Origin of the sequence: Actinomadura darangshiensis (assembly GCF_004349235.1) — a bacterium.
Taxonomy (GTDB): domain Bacteria; phylum Actinomycetota; class Actinomycetes; order Streptosporangiales; family Streptosporangiaceae; genus Spirillospora; species Spirillospora darangshiensis.
Genome location: NZ_SMKY01000208.1, coordinates 1 through 16,317, shown reverse-complemented (window position 1 = coordinate 16,317; position 16,317 = coordinate 1). Strand labels below are relative to the sequence as shown.

At 69.2% G+C, this 16,317-nt stretch carries 14 protein-coding genes; 7 read left to right on the top strand and 7 right to left on the bottom strand.

The window, feature by feature from the left end; genetic code table 11:
• Window positions 1-25: 25 nt before the first annotated feature.
• Window positions 26-865, top strand: coding sequence for an endonuclease/exonuclease/phosphatase family protein (locus E1293_RS32940; protein ID WP_132201583.1), 840 nt, complete (start codon window positions 26-28; stop codon window positions 863-865).
• A gap of 104 nt (window positions 866-969) precedes the next feature.
• Window positions 970-1,737: an aldo/keto reductase gene (locus E1293_RS32935; protein ID WP_207939227.1), complete on the top strand. Its 768-nt coding sequence runs from the start codon at window positions 970-972 to the stop codon at window positions 1,735-1,737.
• Between the two features lie 429 nt (window positions 1,738-2,166).
• On the opposite strand, the gene ltrA is transcribed toward E1293_RS32935, so the two are convergent.
• The 3 genes from ltrA to E1293_RS48800 form a co-directional block, all read right to left on the bottom strand.
• Window positions 2,167-3,954, bottom strand: a complete 1,788-nt coding sequence (gene ltrA, locus E1293_RS32925) for a group II intron reverse transcriptase/maturase (protein ID WP_132201579.1) — start codon at window positions 3,952-3,954, stop codon at window positions 2,167-2,169.
• A 603-nt stretch (window positions 3,955-4,557) separates the two neighbouring features.
• Window positions 4,558-5,196: a hypothetical protein gene (locus E1293_RS48805; protein ID WP_207939226.1), complete on the bottom strand. Its 639-nt coding sequence runs from the start codon at window positions 5,194-5,196 to the stop codon at window positions 4,558-4,560.
• On the bottom strand, window positions 5,154-5,762 hold the full coding sequence (locus E1293_RS48800; protein WP_207939225.1) for a hypothetical protein: 609 nt from the start codon (window positions 5,760-5,762) through the stop codon (window positions 5,154-5,156). The genes E1293_RS48805 and E1293_RS48800 overlap by 43 nt, the downstream gene beginning before the upstream one ends.
• 422 nt (window positions 5,763-6,184) lie before the next feature.
• On the opposite strand from E1293_RS48800, the gene E1293_RS32915 reads away from it, so the two are divergent.
• Entirely contained in the window at window positions 6,185-6,859 is a 675-nt protein-coding gene (locus tag E1293_RS32915) for a S1 family peptidase (RefSeq protein WP_132201577.1), read from the top strand.
• Between the two features lie 53 nt (window positions 6,860-6,912).
• On the opposite strand, the gene E1293_RS32910 is transcribed toward E1293_RS32915, so the two are convergent.
• Window positions 6,913-8,364 carry an MFS transporter gene (locus E1293_RS32910; protein ID WP_132201575.1) on the bottom strand — a complete coding sequence of 484 codons (1,452 nt, stop codon included), beginning with the start codon at window positions 8,362-8,364 and terminating at the stop codon, window positions 6,913-6,915.
• Window positions 8,365-8,539: 175 nt separating this feature from the next.
• Between E1293_RS32910 and E1293_RS32905 the strand changes: the two genes are divergently transcribed.
• Window positions 8,540-9,376, top strand: coding sequence for a GNAT family N-acetyltransferase (locus E1293_RS32905; RefSeq protein ID WP_132201573.1), 837 nt, complete (start codon window positions 8,540-8,542; stop codon window positions 9,374-9,376).
• Between the two features lie 25 nt (window positions 9,377-9,401).
• Here the strand turns inward: E1293_RS32905 and E1293_RS32900 are convergent, their stop codons facing one another.
• The 3 genes from E1293_RS32900 to E1293_RS32890 all read right to left on the bottom strand — a co-directional run bounded on the left by E1293_RS32900 (window position 9,402) and on the right by E1293_RS32890 (window position 12,511).
• Window positions 9,402-10,475 carry a fatty acid desaturase family protein gene (locus E1293_RS32900; RefSeq protein ID WP_132201571.1) on the bottom strand — a complete coding sequence of 358 codons (1,074 nt, stop codon included), beginning with the start codon at window positions 10,473-10,475 and terminating at the stop codon, window positions 9,402-9,404.
• Window positions 10,476-10,486: 11 nt separating this feature from the next.
• Window positions 10,487-11,569 (bottom strand): ferredoxin reductase, encoded by a 1,083-nt coding sequence (locus tag E1293_RS32895; protein WP_243716887.1) that lies wholly within the window; start codon window positions 11,567-11,569, stop codon window positions 10,487-10,489.
• A gap of 207 nt (window positions 11,570-11,776) precedes the next feature.
• The gene (locus E1293_RS32890; RefSeq protein ID WP_132201567.1) at window positions 11,777-12,511 is read right to left on the bottom strand and encodes a DUF427 domain-containing protein; all 735 of its coding nucleotides are present in this window, start codon (window positions 12,509-12,511) and stop codon (window positions 11,777-11,779) included.
• A 92-nt stretch (window positions 12,512-12,603) separates the two neighbouring features.
• Here E1293_RS32890 and E1293_RS32885 point away from each other — a divergent pair, with 92 nt between their 5' ends.
• The 3 genes from E1293_RS32885 (at window position 12,604) to E1293_RS32875 (ending at window position 16,297) form a co-directional block, all read left to right on the top strand.
• A complete protein-coding gene (locus tag E1293_RS32885) occupies window positions 12,604-13,782 on the top strand; it encodes an efflux RND transporter periplasmic adaptor subunit (protein ID WP_132201565.1) in 1,179 nt (392 codons plus the stop codon).
• A 536-nt stretch (window positions 13,783-14,318) separates the two neighbouring features.
• A complete protein-coding gene (locus tag E1293_RS32880) occupies window positions 14,319-15,041 on the top strand; it encodes an ABC transporter ATP-binding protein (protein ID WP_481726105.1) in 723 nt (240 codons plus the stop codon).
• The gene (locus tag E1293_RS32875; protein ID WP_132201561.1) at window positions 15,038-16,297 is read left to right on the top strand and encodes an ABC transporter permease; all 1,260 of its coding nucleotides are present in this window, start codon (window positions 15,038-15,040) and stop codon (window positions 16,295-16,297) included. The genes E1293_RS32880 and E1293_RS32875 overlap by 4 nt, the downstream gene beginning before the upstream one ends.
• Window positions 16,298-16,317 lie beyond the last annotated feature (20 nt).

Sequence of the window (16,317 nt, the reverse complement as noted above, 5' to 3'; positions counted from 1 at the left end):
GCTTGGAGTTCTAGCATCGCCGCGCATGAGACCAAGGATGATCAGCATGATGATCGGTGCGGGGATCCTGGCGGGGGCGGTTGGAGTGGAGGCGTTCGCCGTGCCCACACCCGACCACGAGCGCAAGGCGCGCGTCGCGGCCGGGGCGGGGAAGACCAAGCGGTACCTCCAGCTCAACATCGCCGGCAACTCCATGCACGGGGGCAAGGTCACTCCGGCGAAGTCGGTGGTCGCCCGGGTCAAGAAGGAGCAGCCGTACGTCGTCACGCTCAACGAGGTGTGCGCGACCCAGTTCGCCTACCTGAAGAAGCAGCTCGCGGACGACGGGTACCGGGCGGCCCACGGCCTGACCGGCACCCACTGCAAGGACGGCAGCGCCTTCGGGAACGTCGTCCTGATCCGGATCGCGAGCAGCGTCGTGGGGAACTGGAAGCTGCCGAACCCGGTCAACGAGGAGCATCGCCGGCTCCTGTGCGTCAAGGCGACGAACTACGCGATGGTCGCCTGCGCCACCCACATCTCCTACGGCAAGGAGGACAAGGCCGGGCAGGTCCGGGCCGTCGCCGACCGGGTGAACGCGTTCCGCGCCAAGGGGTACCGGGTGATCCTCGGCGGCGACTTCAACCTCCAGCCGTCCAGCCCGGAACTCGACCCCATCTACGACACCTGCTACCCCTCGGGCGGCGGCGCGCTCTTCGAGACCGACGCGGCGCGGTGCGGCGAACGCGCCGGCGACCCGACGGCGAAGGGCAAGTGGAAGCTCGACTACATCTTCTACTCACCGGAGTACACGGGCCTCAAGGGCGAGGTGGTCTCCACCGAGGTCTCCGACCACGGCGAACTCTGGGGCACCGCGACTTACTGACCGTTGGCCCGGGCCGAGGACGCCGCCTTCACGGGACGTCCTCGGCGCCCCGGTCTCGCCGGGCGGTCGGCGGCCGGTGATCGGGGCGGGGCAGAATGGGGCGCATGACTCGGACTGTGGAGCTGGCAGGCGGGGCCGCGCTGCCGTTGATCGGTTTCGGGACGTGGGAGCTGCGGCCCAAGACGGCGTACGAGTCGGTGCGTGCGGCGCTGGAGATCGGCTACCGGCACGTCGACACCGCGACGCTGTACCGGAACGAGGCGGACGTCGGCAGAGCCGTGAAGGACAGCGGCGTGGACCGTCAGCAGGTCTTCGTCACCACCAAGCTGCGTCCCCAGGACGCGCGGCACGCCCGCCGCACCCTGGAGTCGAGTCTCCGCCAGCTCGACACCGGTTACGTGGACCTCTGGCTGATCCACTGGCCGACCGGCCGGGACGACCTCGTTCCGACGTGGCAGGAACTGCTGTCCGCAAAGGACGCGGGACTCGCGCGCAACGTCGGGGTCAGCAACTTCAGCCCGGCACAGATCGACTTGGTGACCGAGGCCACCGGACAGCAGCCCGCGGTCAACCAGATCCCGTGGAGCCCGGCGCAGCATGGCCCGGCCCTGCTGGACGAGCACCGCCGCCGAGGCATCGCCGTCGAGGGTTACAGCGGCCTGAAGAACACCGATCTCCGCGATCCGGTGCTCAACGAGATCGCCCAGCGGCACGGGGTCACCCCCGCCCAGATCGTCCTCCGCTGGCACCTGGAACACGACATCGTGATCCTCCCCAGGTCATCACGCCGAGAACGCATCGCCTCCAACTTCGATCTGGACGGCTTCACCCTCACCAAGGAAGAAGTAACCACGATCGACACCCTCACCTAACCGTTCCTAAACAGTGTCCAGGAGTGGGTGTTGTGCCCAGGTCCTGGTACTGCGCGTATCCCGAACGGTGTTGGATGCGCTGGTTGCCCGCGTTCGCTGTGGTGGCCCGGTCGGGGGGTGTGCATCGTGTGCGCGTTCCGTGACGGGTGGGCGGGTTCCCTCACGTCCTCGGGTACTCGGTTCGGCCTGGACGGTCCGATGCCCGCACCCATCGCTCTGGTGGGTGCGGGGCGGTGTCGTCCGTCGCCGGATCGGGTGTCCGAGGGCGCGTCTGCCGATCGCCACCGAGGCGGCGTCATGGCGGGTCATTGGACGTTTTGTGGTGGTGAGGGGTTTGCGCCAGTGCTGGTCGCCCCGTCGGGTAGCCGGAGCCCGTTGCCGGGCCCCGGCCCCCTCAGAACCGTGCATGCCTCTTTCAAGGCACACGGCTCAAGCAGACCGCAAGGGTCGCACTTCGGCAATCTTCCCGTTCTGCCACCTATCCCCAGCGTGGTGCTGACGGTGGCAATCGGCGTGTACGAGGCGGAGGTTGGATCGGTCGTCCGCCCCTCCCAGGCTTCGGTAGACGAGATGGTGCTTGTGGAGCCTTCTCTTACAGGCGGCGAACCATTCGATCCACTCTCGTGGATTGTCTGGCTGGTATTCCGCACCGTCGATCAGGTCCTGACGGCAGATCGGACAGAGCCCCTTCTGGCGGTAGGCCATCGAGTAGGTTCTCTTGTCCAACGTCGTCGGCACCTTCTTGCGCCGTCTCGCGGCCCAGTAGTCGGCCAGGGCCGGATCGTCCATGGACGCCCTGCCCTTGACCATGTCGTGTCGCTCGATCCTTGTCCAGGCGAATTTGATGAGGTAGGAGGTGTTCGCCGGATTGCCGAACACCCACCTGTCCTCCCTGGACGGGTTGTGTTTTCCGAAGTACCTGTTCACTACCCAGGTCCTCGACTTCAGAGGATGCGTGTACCGCGCCCACTTGTAGGTGAGACGCCATACGTAGTGGTCCAGCGTGCTGAACGTCTCGCTGGACACAGCGACCCGGTAGTACGCAGCCCAGCCCCTGATGATGGGGTTCAGCTTCGTGATCACCGCTGCGGCGTTCGCCCCTCGCAGGGCTATGGCCTCGTCTCGCAGTCGCTGCTTGATCCTCTTGATGGCCGCACGGCTGGGTTTGATGAGCAACTGGCCCCCGTACCTGCGCACGTTGAACCCGAGGAAGTCGAAGCCTTCGTTCAGGTGGACCACACGGGTCTTCTCCGAATTGAAGCCAAGCCCTCTCGGTGCCAGCCACTCTCCCAGCCGCATCCTTGCCGCTTCCGCTTCCTCCTTCTCGTGGCACAAGACCACGAAGTCGTCCGCGTAGCGGATCAGGATCGGTGTTCCCGGTACGGCCACGGGCTCACGTCCCGTGCCCTTCTTCTTGTACCGGCACCCGATGGCTTCCTCCATGCCATGGAGAGCGACGTTCAGCAGGAGTGGACTGATAACCCCGCCCTGCGGCGTCCCTTCCTCGGTCGGTGCGAAACGACCACGTTCCATCACCCCGGCCCTGAGCCACTGCCGGATCATCTCCCTGGCGGGAAACTGCCCGACGGCGACCAAGAGGTGGTGATGGCTGATGCGATCGAATGCCCCGGCGAGGTCGGCGTCCAGGACCCAGACCCTCTTGCCCCTAGCGCTGGCTGCGTTGAAGATGGCCTCGCGTGCGTCATGGCAGCCCCGGCCGGGACGGAAGCCGTAGCTTCGCGCCTCAAACCGCGCCTCCCACTCAGGCTCAAGCGCGTTCTTGACCCTCGCCTGCATTGCACGATCCCGGATCACCGGGATTCCCAGTGGACGCTGTCTCCCGTTGCTCTTCGGTATGTACACCCGTTTCACCGGCTTGGCTCGGTACGGCTGCGTCTCCGCGTGGAGCGCGGAGGCGAGCTCGTACCTCTGTCTCGGGGTCAGGTCTTTCTCCCCATCAACGCCGGCCGTCTTACGGCCAGAGCTCACCTGTGCCACCCGCTTCACACTCGTGAGCGTGTTGGAGTGGCTGCGCAGCATGAGCTTCTGGAGATTGCGGACCCTTTTCAGGTCCCCTTCCTGTGCGGCCTTGAAGATCCTCTGCCTCAGTCTCCGTACGTTCTCCTCAGCTCGCGCCCAGTCGATGCTGTGCCACGAGTCGGGAGCGCCCTCCGGTCCGTTCTCCAGAGGCACGCCTGCGCAGGCGGTGCCGCTCATTCGCCCCTCCTTCATCTAACTTGTCCTTTGGTGCCGGTTCCCTTGCTTTGGACTTCAAAGGTCCACCAGACCCACGTCAGCTCCCTTTCGGGCCGGGCACGAGTCCCGTATCCGGCGAGTTATAGGACTGCCGTCCCTTTCCTCTAGGCTTTCGCCCTACCGGCCTTCGCTTCTTGGGCCCTCCTGTTCCCGCTGAGGACTTCCGCCTTCCTTACGTCCGGCCTACCAGCCGCTCCGGCTGGACCCCAACGGGGTTTCCACGTTCCACACCGTGAAGATACGAGTGGTGCGGGTGCCTCCTGCAGCCCGGGGAAGAAGGTGGTGCCTTGGGTCGCGACACGCTTGTCCGCTTCCCCATCTACCGCTTCGACGCGGCCCTTCCCATGCCGTCTCCTCGCTTGCCATCGACGGTTTACACTAACGAGCCATCATCGGAGGTTCACTTCCGTTCACCCTGCCACTCTTTCCCCTTCGCCCCGGACCTCCCTGATGGCCAGGGACATCCTTAAGATTTGTCGCTCAGCTTCACACCCCGTCATTACTGTCGACGCATGTGAGCGCGGGGAACTGGCTTATGGCACAAGCCAGGGAGAACGGCATTGGCTATGGTTCTGCCATTGCTGCTCCACTTCTTTCGGTGCGACTTCGTGTCGCACAGCGGGAGGTGTGGGCCGGGTCGACCGCGACGATCGCCAGGCCCTGCTCGGCGGCCATCGAGGTCAGCCGCGCCCGGAGCTTGCTGGTGGGCATCCCGGAGATCAGCTGCCGGAACCGTTTACGGCGGCCGTGCTTCTCCCGGGTCTTGTCGGCCGCGAAGTCCAGGTCTTCGATCGCGATGGCGGCGACGCCGCGGCGGCGGGCCCAGTGCAGCAGGGCGGTGATGGCGTGCCGGACCTGCGCGTCCCGGTGCCCGGTGGTGCCGGTCAGGTCGTAGCCGAACCGCATGGGGTCGCCGACCGGGTTGCCGCAGGCGTCCAGGTGGTAGGCGGCGAAGTGGTCGGCGTTGGTGTCGACCCCGATCATGCCGCGGGCGCGGGCCGCCTCCAGCCCGATCGCGGGGATGGCGGGGCGTTGCCAGGACGCGGTCAGGTACCAGCGGCCCCGGCCCGGGTCGTGGTGGATGCGGTAGGCGACCGCCCGATCGGTCTCGATCCGGTCGGCCCACTCGGCGCCCCGGTGCGCGAAGACGACGCGGGCGGTCAGGATGTAGCGGCCGTGCGGGGCGTTGGCCAGCTGCGCCAAAGGTGCGGGCAGCCTGATCGATACTGTGCCGTCGGGGGTGACGCGGATGGTCTCGTTGCCGTACCGCTTGCCCGACTCCCCATCGGCCCGGCAGCACCACCGCCCCGCTCGATGGCGGCGATCCCGGCTTCCAGGCTGTTCAGGTGCGCGAGCTGGCCGCGGCGGGCCAGGGCCCACTGGTCGTGGGTGGCTTTGGTGATCGACCCGGCCCACCGCGCCGACGACTCACCCGTCAGCTCCCGCTTACGCGCCGCCCACCCGTCGGCGTCGTGCGCCGTCCCCGTCTCGCAGCGGGCCTTGAGGTCACGGCCGGCCAGCGACCCCAGATGCGCACCCACCTCAGCCAGCACCTGCTCGCCCTGGGCGGTGAGGCCCTTGAGTCGGGTACGGATCGCCACCCCCGACGGGCCCGCGGCCACGAACGGCGCATCGATCGGCCGCAGGTGCTGCGGGTGCCCGTCCTGCCCTGCGGTCTGTGCCGCGGTCTGCCCGATCTCGCAGCTGGCATCGTCCACGCCGGGGCGGGCGGCGGCGTCCACTCTTTTGATGGTGACGGACTGAGACATGATGGATACTTTAAGCTATGTTCTTCGAACATGCAATCGACTGATGAGCACCGCCGCACCGGCGCCCCGCCACATGGCGTCCCACCACCGGCACACAGCGAACAAAGCCCTGTGCACCACTGGTTCCACCGGCTCCATAACCACGACCACGTCACTCATCAGCGGCTATGGATACTCATGAACACTTAACCGTCAACAGTTGCGGACCCCCGGTCCGCGGCTCCTTCATTCGGAGGTCGCGGTCTCGGCGCCCGGTGCGAGGTCGTTCGAGGCGCCGTCTCTCGTGGTCCGACGTGCCCGTGGTCGTGATGTTGATAAAGGCCGTCGCGAACCTTGGCACCTTCGTCCTCTTGCCGGGGCGTCCGGTGTTCCGCACCATGAGGCCGTCATCCTGGGCGACCCGACCCCCGCAGGAGGCCCTTGTGAGACTCCGCTATCCCGCGATCCTGGTCGCGGGCGTCATGGCCGTTCTGGTCGCGCTTGCTCCCGGCGCGACGGCCTCCCCCCTGAGACCCGCCGCGGCACCCGGCGGCGAGGGCGGGCAGGCGATCTACGGGGGCAATGGCGTCCGATGCACGCTCGGGTTCAACGTCCGCCAGAGCGACACCTACTACTTCCTCACCGCGGGCGGTTGCGCGCAACCGGGCCTCACGCTGTACGCCGACCCCGGTCTGACCGTGCGGCTGGGGACGGTCGTCGGGGTGACGAACGTGAACGTCGCGCTCGTCCGATATGTCGAGCCGCAGGTGGAGAGGGCCGGGAGCGTGCTCCTCTATCCGGGGCACCAGGACATCACGTCGGCCGGAGCCCCGTCCGTCGGCCAGCGCATCTGCCGCAGCGGCCCCACCACCGGCCTGCACTGCGGCAGCGTGACGGCGATCAACGTGACCGTGCAGTTCCCTGAGGGGACGGTCACCGGCCTGGCGAGCACGACGGTCTGCACCGAGCCCGGCGACACCCCGGGAGCGCCCTACTTCTCCGGCAGTGTCGCGGTCGGGCTGGGGATCGGCGGCGTCGGCGACTGCACCAGCGGCGGCTCGTCCTTCATGCAGCCGATCGGCCAGGTCCTCAGCGCCTTCGGCGTCAGCGTGTACTGAGCCCGGCGGGACGGACGCTCCGATGGAGGTCCGTCCCGCCGGGAGGACGGTGGTCACCGGCGGGTGAGTCTCGGGAGGAACTGCGCGAGGACGGCGGTGACCGCGCAGAACCCGATGATCGGGAGGAGGCCCGCCTTGAACGCGCCGGCAACGTCCGCGGGGAGCGGGTGGCCGCTGAGCGCGGCGTAGAAGACGATCCCGACGAGCGCCACCCCGATCGCGCCGCCGACCTGCTGGAACGTGGACATGACCCCGGCCGCCGACGCCGCGTGCCGCTCGCTCACCCCGGCGAGGACGGTCGCCGACATCGGCGCGAGCACCAGCCCCATGCCCGCCCCGGCCAGGACGAGCCCAGGGACGAGCCAGCCGACATTGCCGGTGACGCCGATGTGGTCGACGCCGTCGATCAGGAGCAGGCAGCCCACCGCCTGCACCACGGCGCCGAGCGCGAGGACCTGTCGGCCGATCCGGGCCGCGACCGCGGTGGCGCGGGTCGAGGCGGCGAAGTAGCCGGCGCCGAGCGCGGTGAACAGCAGGCCGGACTGGAGGGCGGTCAGGCCGCGTCCCTGCTGCAGGTAGAGCGCGAGGTAGAGGAAGAACGACGCCATGGCCAGCTGGTAGGCGAGCGCCAGGCCGATGCCGACGGTGAACGCCCGCTCCTTGAACAGCGCCGGGGCGATGACGGGGGCTCCGCCGCGGCGGGCGAGCCGGCGCTGCCACAGCGCGAACCCGGCCAGCAGGACGGCCGATGCGGCGAACGAGGACCAGGTCCAGGCGGGCCAGCCGAGGCGGCGCCCCTCGATCAGCGGCAGGACGAGCGCGATGAGGCCGAGCGTGACCAGCGCCGTCCCGGTCAGGTCGAGGCGGGTCCCGCGGCCCGCGGGCGTTGCCGGGACCGTCCGGCGGACGAGTGCGAGCGTGACCGCGCCGATCGGCACGTTGATCAGGAAGATGCTGCGCCAGCCGCTGCCGAGGATGTCGGCCTGGATCAGCGCGCCGCCGATGAGCTGGCCGAACACCCCGCCGAAGCCCATCGTCAGGCCGTAGGCGGTGAACGCCCGCGCCCGGTCGGCGCCGGTGAACGCGCCGTTGATGATGCCGAGCACCTGCGGCATCAGCATCGCGGCCGCGATGCCCTGGGCGGCCCGTGCGGCGATCAGTGCGCCCGGCGTCGGCGCGAGACCGCAGGCCAGGGACGCGACGGTGAACGCGGCGAGGCCGGTCGCGTACATGCGGCGGCGTCCGAACAGGTCGCCGAGGCGTCCGCCGGTGATCAGCCCGCCGCCGAGCGCCAGTCCGAACCCGGCGACCACCCACTGGATCGCGGTCGCGCCCGCCCCGAGGCTCGTCTGGATGTCGGGGATCGCCACGTTCACGATGAAGAAGTCGAGCGTCGTGATGAATATGCCGGTCAGCAGGACCAGAAGGGTGCCGACGGAAGCGCCGCGCTGCGCCGCCGCCTCATGCGGGTGCCGTCCCGCGATGGGAGTCGCCGTGTGCGACATGTTTCTCCTCAGGTCGTCGTGTACGTCTCGACGATCTCGCCGGACCGGTCGTCAAGGCGATGACCTGAGGGGTAATGCGAACTGCCCCCGCGCTGGACGGACGTCTTCGGGCAGATCACCGGCACCGCCTAATTCGGTTGTGGGGGCCGGTTGGAGCGTTCTAGCGTCCCGTCCCATGGACTCATCGGTGCCGGACGGGCTCGCGCGGCGACTGGGAATCGAGGACCTGGCGGCCTGCCGGCGGCTCGCCGAGGACCGGGAGTGGGGCCCGGAAGACCACAAGTGGCGATTCCTGTTCTCGGTCGGCGACGTCTACGGCATCGACGACGGGAACGGTGAACTCGCCGCGACCGTGGTGTCGACCCCATATGGGAAGGACGTCGCTGCCATCAGCATGGTGTTGGTGGCAAAGCGCTACGAACGGCGTGGTCTCGGCGGTCGCATCATGCGGCACGCGATGGACAAGGCGGAGACCGCGAGCCTCTGCTTGACCGCAACGGAGTATGGCCGTCCCCTATACGAGCGCCTGGGATTTCGTTCCGTGGGGCTCTGCACGACGTATACGGGCACGGTCGAGGGGCCGTCCAAGCGGGGTGTGTCTGTGCCGGTCGAGGTCAAGGACATGCCTGACGTCCGCGCACTCGACACTGAGGTGTTCGGTGCAGACCGCTCACAACTGGTCGATGGCCTGCCTTCCTTCTGCGCGACGTTCCATGTCGTCCGGGACGAGGCCGGTGTCGCGGGATTCGGCGGCGCCTGGTGGAACGACGGGCGCGCCGTCATCGGCCCCGTCATCGCCCAAGACACCAAGACCGCCCTGGCGCTCGTGGACGAGGTCGTCCCACAAGGCCCGATCCGCCTGGACATCGACCACCGGCACCCGGAGTTGATCGAGTGGGCCGAGCGGCACGACCTGCGTCCGGCGTTCTCGACGACGGTCATGGAGTACGGCGCCCCCGTCAGGAACGACCCGTCCCGCCTCTACCTCCCGGTCGCTCAAGCCCTGGGCTGAGCGCCCTACCCCCTGGGCCGGAGGGTCAGGAAGCCGTGGCGGACGGCTTTCCGCCGGGGAAGGCATACCGGACGATCTTCTTCCAGGTGCTCGTGACCTGCTTGGACAGCGTGCCCGTGTGGTACGGCAGGTCGTACTTGTCGCACAGGGCCCGGACGCGCGGCGCGATCTCGGCGTAGCGGTTGCTCGGCATGTCGGGGAACAGGTGGTGCTCGATCTGGTGGCTGAGGTTGCCGGTCATCAGGTGGAGCAGGCTCCCGCCCGAGATGTTGGCCGAGCCGCACAGCTGCCGGACGTACCACTCGCCCTTCGTCTCACCGTCCAGCCGCTCCTCCCCGAAGACCTCGACGTCGCCGGGGAAGTGCCCGCAGAAGATGATCATGTGGGCCCAGATGTTGCGGGCCACGTTCGCGGTGGCGTTCGCGGACAGGGTGGAGAGGAACTGCGGGCCGCTGAGCAGCGGGAACGCCAGGTAGTCCTTGCCCCACTGGCGTGCGATCTTGCGGCCGATGGCCCGGAGCTTCGCCTTCGTCACCTCCTCGTCGGCCGTCCCGTCCCAGACCTTGTCGATCTCCAGGTCGTGCAGCGCCACCCCGTACTCGAAGAACATCGCGAGCAGCAGGTTGTAGAGCGGCTGCGCCAGGTGGGCCGGGTTCCACTCCTGCTCGGGGGCGACGCGCAGGATGCCGTAGCCGACGTCGTTGTCCTTGCCGAGGACGTTCGTGAACGTGTGGTGGACGAAGTTGTGCGAGTGCTTCCACTGCTCGGCGGGGGAGACGTTGTCCCACTCCCAGGTCGTCGAGTGGATCTTCGTGTCGCGCATCCAGTCCCACTGGGCGTGCATGACGTTGTGCCCGATCTCCATGTTCTCCAGGATCTTCGCGACGGTCAGCGTTGCGGTCCCGGCGAGCCAGGCGGGCGGCAGCGAGGACGCCAGCAGCAGTGCCCGGCCGCCGATCTCCAGCCCGCGCTGCCAGCGGATCACCCGATGGATGTAGGAGGCGTCGCGCTCGCCGAGCCCGGACATGATCTCCTCGCGCAGCGCGTCCAGCTCGGCGGCGATCGTCTCGTAGTCCGCGGTGGTCAGATGGTCGGTCATCGGTTTTCCCCTCAAAGTTCGATTTCCACGGGACCGGCGGCCGCCGAGACGCACGTCTGGACGATCTCGCCCTCCCCGCCGTGCACGTCGCCGGTGCGCAGGTCGCGGACCCGGCCGGACGTCAGCCGCCCGACGCAGCTGTGGCAGATGCCCATCCGGCAGCCGCTCGGCAGCAGCGCGCCGGCCTCCTCACCGGCCACCAGGAGCGGCGTGCCCCCGTCCGCGTCCACCGCGACGCCGCTCCTGGCGAACGTGACGCGCCCGCCCTCGCCTCCGCCGCCGTCCAGGACGGCGCGGAACCGCTCGACCCGCAGCCTGTGCTCGATCCCGGCGGCGTTCCAGTGCGCGGCAAGGTCGTCCAGCATCGCTGCGGGACCGCACGCCCACGCTTCACGTTCCGCCCAGTCGGGACAGATCCCGTCCAGATCGGACGGCTTGAGCCGCCCATCGACGCTCGTGTGCCGCTCGACTAGCCGCACTCCCGACACGCGCCGCAGTTCCGCGCCGAAGATGACATCGCCACCCGCCCGATCCGAGTGCACGACCACAACATCGGCTGTGCCGCTGCACAGCTCACCGTCCAGGTGGCGGAGCATGGCTCTGACCGGGGTGATGCCGCTGCCGGCCGTCACGAAGAGCAGCTTTCGCGGGACGGGCGAGGGCAGCACGAAGTCGCCCTCGGGCGCGGTCAGCCGGACGATCGTCCCCGGCCGGATCTCGTTGACGAGGTGCGCCGAGACGAAGCCGTCGCGGGCGGCCTTGACGGTGATCGTGATGCGGCCGTCCGGGCGCGGCGGGGACGACAGCGAGAACGTCCGCCAGTGCCGGACGCCGCCGATGTCCACGCCGATCTTGACCCACTGGCCGGGCAGGTGGCCGGGCCACGAAGGCCCGGGCTTGATCAGCAGGGTCGCGGTGGACGGGGCCTCGTGCCGGACGGCGTCGATCCGTCCGCGCAGCTCGGCCGTGGACCACAGCGGGTTCAGCAGGCCGAGGTAGTCCTCCGGCAGGAGCGGTGTCGTGAGGAGCCTGGCGGTCACCGCGATGCGCCGCCCCGCGCCGGAACGTCCTGGACGCCGTGTTGCGCTGGTCAAGAGCCCTCCCCGATGGCGCGCTAACTTACGCTGGAGTAACCTACGGTCGCGTAGGAAACGGGGAGCGTTCAAGACCTCGGGCACCAAAGCGACAGGCATCACACCATCGCATGATGTTCCATCCGATGATGTAATGCCTGCTGATAAAGGCCGGTCCGCGAATTATCTGCCGGGCTCATGCCGGTCCGTGCCCGGCCGGCCGGGATCTTAGAACTTGGTCTTGGGGCGCTCCTGCAGAACCCCATCGACGAAGATGTCGACCTTCTCGTTGAAGAAGCAGACGAGGCCGGCGGTCTTGCGGCTTTCGTCCAGAGGCGTCGCGTACGACCAGGCGAGGTCGGCATGGAGTTCGCCGCCCGCGCGCACCGACCAGTACTCGGCGGTGCCCTTGTACGGGCAGTGCGTCACGGTATCGGTGTGTTCGAGCAGATCCATCCGGACATGCGGTTTCGGCAGGTAGTACCGCACCGGCAGGCCCGTCTCGAACAGCAGCCGCGGGCTGGACGACTCGGCGACCGTCACCCCGTCCACCTCCACCCGGACATGCCGCGACGCCGCCAGGACGTCCACGCGGGTGTACGGGTCGCGCGGATGGACGAAGACCTCCTCGTCCTCCTCGAACCAGGCATCCATCGCATCCCAAGCGATCCGGACAAGTCCCGGTAGTTCGGTGTACCGGAGTGCCGCGCCCGCGGCCTCGGCCCCGTCCACCTTCACCGTGTAGGCGGTCGCGTCGCCCCGGCTGGGCGAACGCTCGCCGGGGCCGTCCTCGACGAGATCGGCGCGCACGTCCGTCTCGGGGAAGTAGTAGGTCGGGTAGTAGGGGATCTCCCAGACGAGTGACGGTTTCGTGGTGTCGGCGACGAGACGGCCGCCGAGGTACGCCCGGACGCGCTTGCCGCTCTCCTCGATCCGGAGGCTGGTCTTCCGCGATGTGCCCATGCCTGGGCAACCGCCCCCGTATCGGGCCTATTTCATTCAATTCTCACACTCGCCTCACGAGAGCCACAGGCGCAGCCAAGAGCCTCATCCGCATGAATCGGACACTCCTGGTCAACGGCGCGCTGGGCGTCCTGCTCGCCGCCGGGGCCGGTACCGCATACCTGACCCTCGGCGACGGGGGTGACGACGCCGCCGCGTCCACCCGGGCCTCGCGGGTTTCACGGGGAACGGTCGTCTCGTCGGTGTCGGCGTCCGGCTCGGTGGAGAGCGCCCGGAGCCGGTCCCTTTCCTTCGGTGCCTCGGGGACGGTCACCAAGATCTACGTCAAGGCCGGGAAGAAGGTGGCGTCGGGCGATGTCCTCGCCCGGCTCGACCAGACCGAGGCGATCGAGAACGTCGACGCCGCGAAGGCCAACCTGGCCGTCGCCGCCGACGGGGACACCTCGTCCGAGAAGGGATACGCCGGCTACGTCCAGGCGAAGAATGCCTACAACTCTGCTTTGCGGGCATACCAGGGGACTGTCTTGAAAGCCCCGTTCGCCGGGACGGTCACCGCCGTCAACGGGACGGTGGGCGGCAGCTCCAGCGGCTCGTCCGGCTCGTCGTCCTCGTCTTCCGGCTCTTCTTCGTCGGGCTCCGGCTCGGGCTCGGGCTCCGCGTCGGGGTCGGCCTCGGGGTCGACTTCGGGATCGGGGTCGAGTTCGGGGTCGGGCTTCATTGAACTCGCCGACACCGCACATCTGCAGGTCGAAGGCGACTTCACCGAGGCGGACACCACCAAGCTGAAGGTCGGCCAGGCCGCGACGATCTCGTTCGACGCGCTGACCGGCAAGACCGCCACCGGCAAGATCACTGCGGTCGGGCTGTCGCCGACGACCACCGACAACGTGGTGAAGTTCCCCGCGACGATCTCCCTCGGCGACGTCCCGTCCGGGGTCCGTCTCGGCCAGACCGCGACGGTCGAGATCACCGTCGCGAAGGCGGAGGACGTCCTCTACGTCCCGAGCGCCGCGGTCAAGACTGCCGGTGGTCAGAGCACGGTCACGGTCGTCCGCGACGGCCGGCAGGTCCCGACGACGGTCGAGATCGGCATCAAGGGCGACCAGGGCATCGAGATCAAGTCGGGCGTGAACGAGGGCGACCAGGTCGCGGTCACGTCCACCACCGGGACATCCGGCAGCACCGGCCGCCAAGGCATCCCGGGCGGCGGCGCCCCCGGCCTCGGCGGCGGCCCGGGCGGCGGCGCCCCCGGCGGTGGAGGCCGCCGATGACCACGCCACCCCTCACCCCGGAACCAACGTCTGACGGCAGGCCTCCCTCCAGCCGGACGAGCAGCACCCCGCCCGCCTCAACGGACCCGACCGACTCGAACCCGGCCAACACCCCAACTCCACCCGACGCTCCACCTACACCCGCCAGACCCCCTTCAGCGGGGCGGCCGCCGTCGACCGGGTCACGCGCTTCGTCAGCGGGACAGCGCGAGGCGCCGTCCGCCTACTCGGACTCGGCTGGTTCCGGAACTCAGCCTGGCGAGTCTCGCGAGGCTCAGCCTTCGTCCAGCCAGACCGGCGCTTCGTCGGCGGGACGGCGGGGGGCGCGGCACTCCCACCCGGCCGCTACTCGGGCTTCGTCCGGGGGGTCTCGACGCGCCCGACCGCCGTCTGCGGAAACGCCTTCGCCGAGGCAGACCGGCGGGAATCCGGCGGCGCCAGGCGGGGTGGCGGCACATCGGGAGGACGGGGAGCAGCCGGTACCCGCCTCGCCCTCGCCGGGGCGGCCCGCGGCAGGGCCGCCGCCGGTGCTCGACGTGCGCGACGTGACCAAGGTGTACGGGACGGGCGAAACGGCCGTCCACGCCCTGCGCGGCGTCTCGCTGACCGTGGAACGCGGCGACTACGTGGCGATCATGGGCGCGTCCGGCTCCGGCAAGTCGACGCTGATGAACATCATCGGCTGCCTGGACGTGCCGAGCGGCGGCCGCTACCTCCTCGACGGCATCGACGTCGGCGGCATGGACGAGCGGGCCCTCGCCATCCTGCGCAACCGGCGCATCGGGTTCATCTTCCAGTCGTTCAACCTGATCCCGCGGATGACCGCGCAGGCCAACGTCGAACTGCCCCTCGCCTACGGCGGGGTCAAGGGTGCGGACCGGCGGCGCCGCGCCCTCGCCGCGCTCCGCGAGGTCGGTCTCGCCGACCGCGTCCGGCACGAGCCGAACGAGCTGTCCGGCGGCCAGCAGCAGCGCGTCGCCGTCGCCCGCGCCCTGGTCACCGTGCCGACACTGCTCCTCGCGGACGAGCCGACGGGTGCGCTCGACAGCGGCTCCACCACCGATGTCCTCGGCGTCTTCGACCGGCTCAGCCTGGCCGGCCGCACCATCGTCGTCATCACCCACGAGGCCGACGTCGCCGCGCACGCCAAGCGGATCGTCCGGCTCGTGGACGGCCGCGTCGTCGAGGACGTCCGCCGCAGCGCGGTCTCCGGCCCCCCGCCCACCGCGTCGTGGACGACCCCGGAGGCCGCGAGGTGAGCCCCTTCGAAGTCCTCCGCTTCGCCCTGCGCGGACTGTCGGCCAACAAGCTGCGCAGCTCCCTCACCACGCTCGGCATCCTGATCGGCGTCGGCGCGGTGATCCTGCTCGTCGCGGTCGGGAACGGCTCGTCCGAGCAGATCAAGCAGAGCATCCAGCGCCTCGGCGCCGACTCGCTGACCGTCACCCCGTCCACGACGGGCGGCGGCGGTGGTTTCCGCGGCGGCTTCCCAGGCGGCGAGCGAGGCGACACCGACTCCGGCCCCCGCACCCAGGCGCGCGACCTCACCACGGCCGACGCCGACGCCCTCCTCCAGGCGACCTCGGTCAAGAGCGCCTCACCGGTGGTGACCAGCCAGTCCGTCACCGCCGGCTACGAGGGGACGAGCGCGACCATCAGCCAGTTCGTCGGGACGACCCCGTCCTACTTCGCCGCCGCGAACAAGACCGTCGCGTCCGGCACCGGGTTCACCGCCGAGGACGTGACCGCCGCACGCAAAACGCTCGTGATCGGCAGCACGGTGGCGTCCGACCTGTTCGGACGCGTGAACCCGCTCGGCAAGAAGATCGACGTCGGCGGGATCCGGTTCACCGTCGCGGGCGTCCTGAAGGCGACCGGCTCGTCCTCGTCCACCTTCTCCGATCCGGACAGCATCGCGGTCGCCCCGCTGCCCGCCGTCCAGGAGACCCTCACCGGCTACGGCACACTCGACCAGATCATCGTCCAGGCCAAGGACAGCGACACCGTCGACACCGCCCAGGCCGAGATCACCGGCATCCTCGCCCAGCGGCACGACACCGCGGCATCCGGCGCGGCCGACTTCACGGTGTCCAGCCAGGCGAGCGTGCAATCGGCGGTCAGCGAGTCGAGCCGGACGTTCACGGTCCTGCTCGGCGCCGTCGCCGCCATCAGCCTCCTCGTCGGCGGAATCGGCATCACCAACATCATGCTGGTCACCGTCACCGAACGGACCCGCGAGATCGGCATCCGCAAGGCCATCGGCGCACCGCGCGGCGCGATCCTCGGCCAGTTCATCGCGGAGGCCACCGTCCTCAGCCTCATCGGCGGCCTGCTCGGCGTCCTCGCCGGCGTCATCGGCAGCCTCTTCACCATCGTCGGCGTCAAACCCGTCCTGGTGCCGTCGTCGATCGTCCTCGCCCTGGGCGTCTCGGTGGCGATCGGCCTCTTCTTCGGCAGCTACCCCGCCAACCGCGCCGCCAAGCTCCGCCCCATCGAAGCACTCCGCCACGACTAAAGGCCCCCATGCCCCACGAC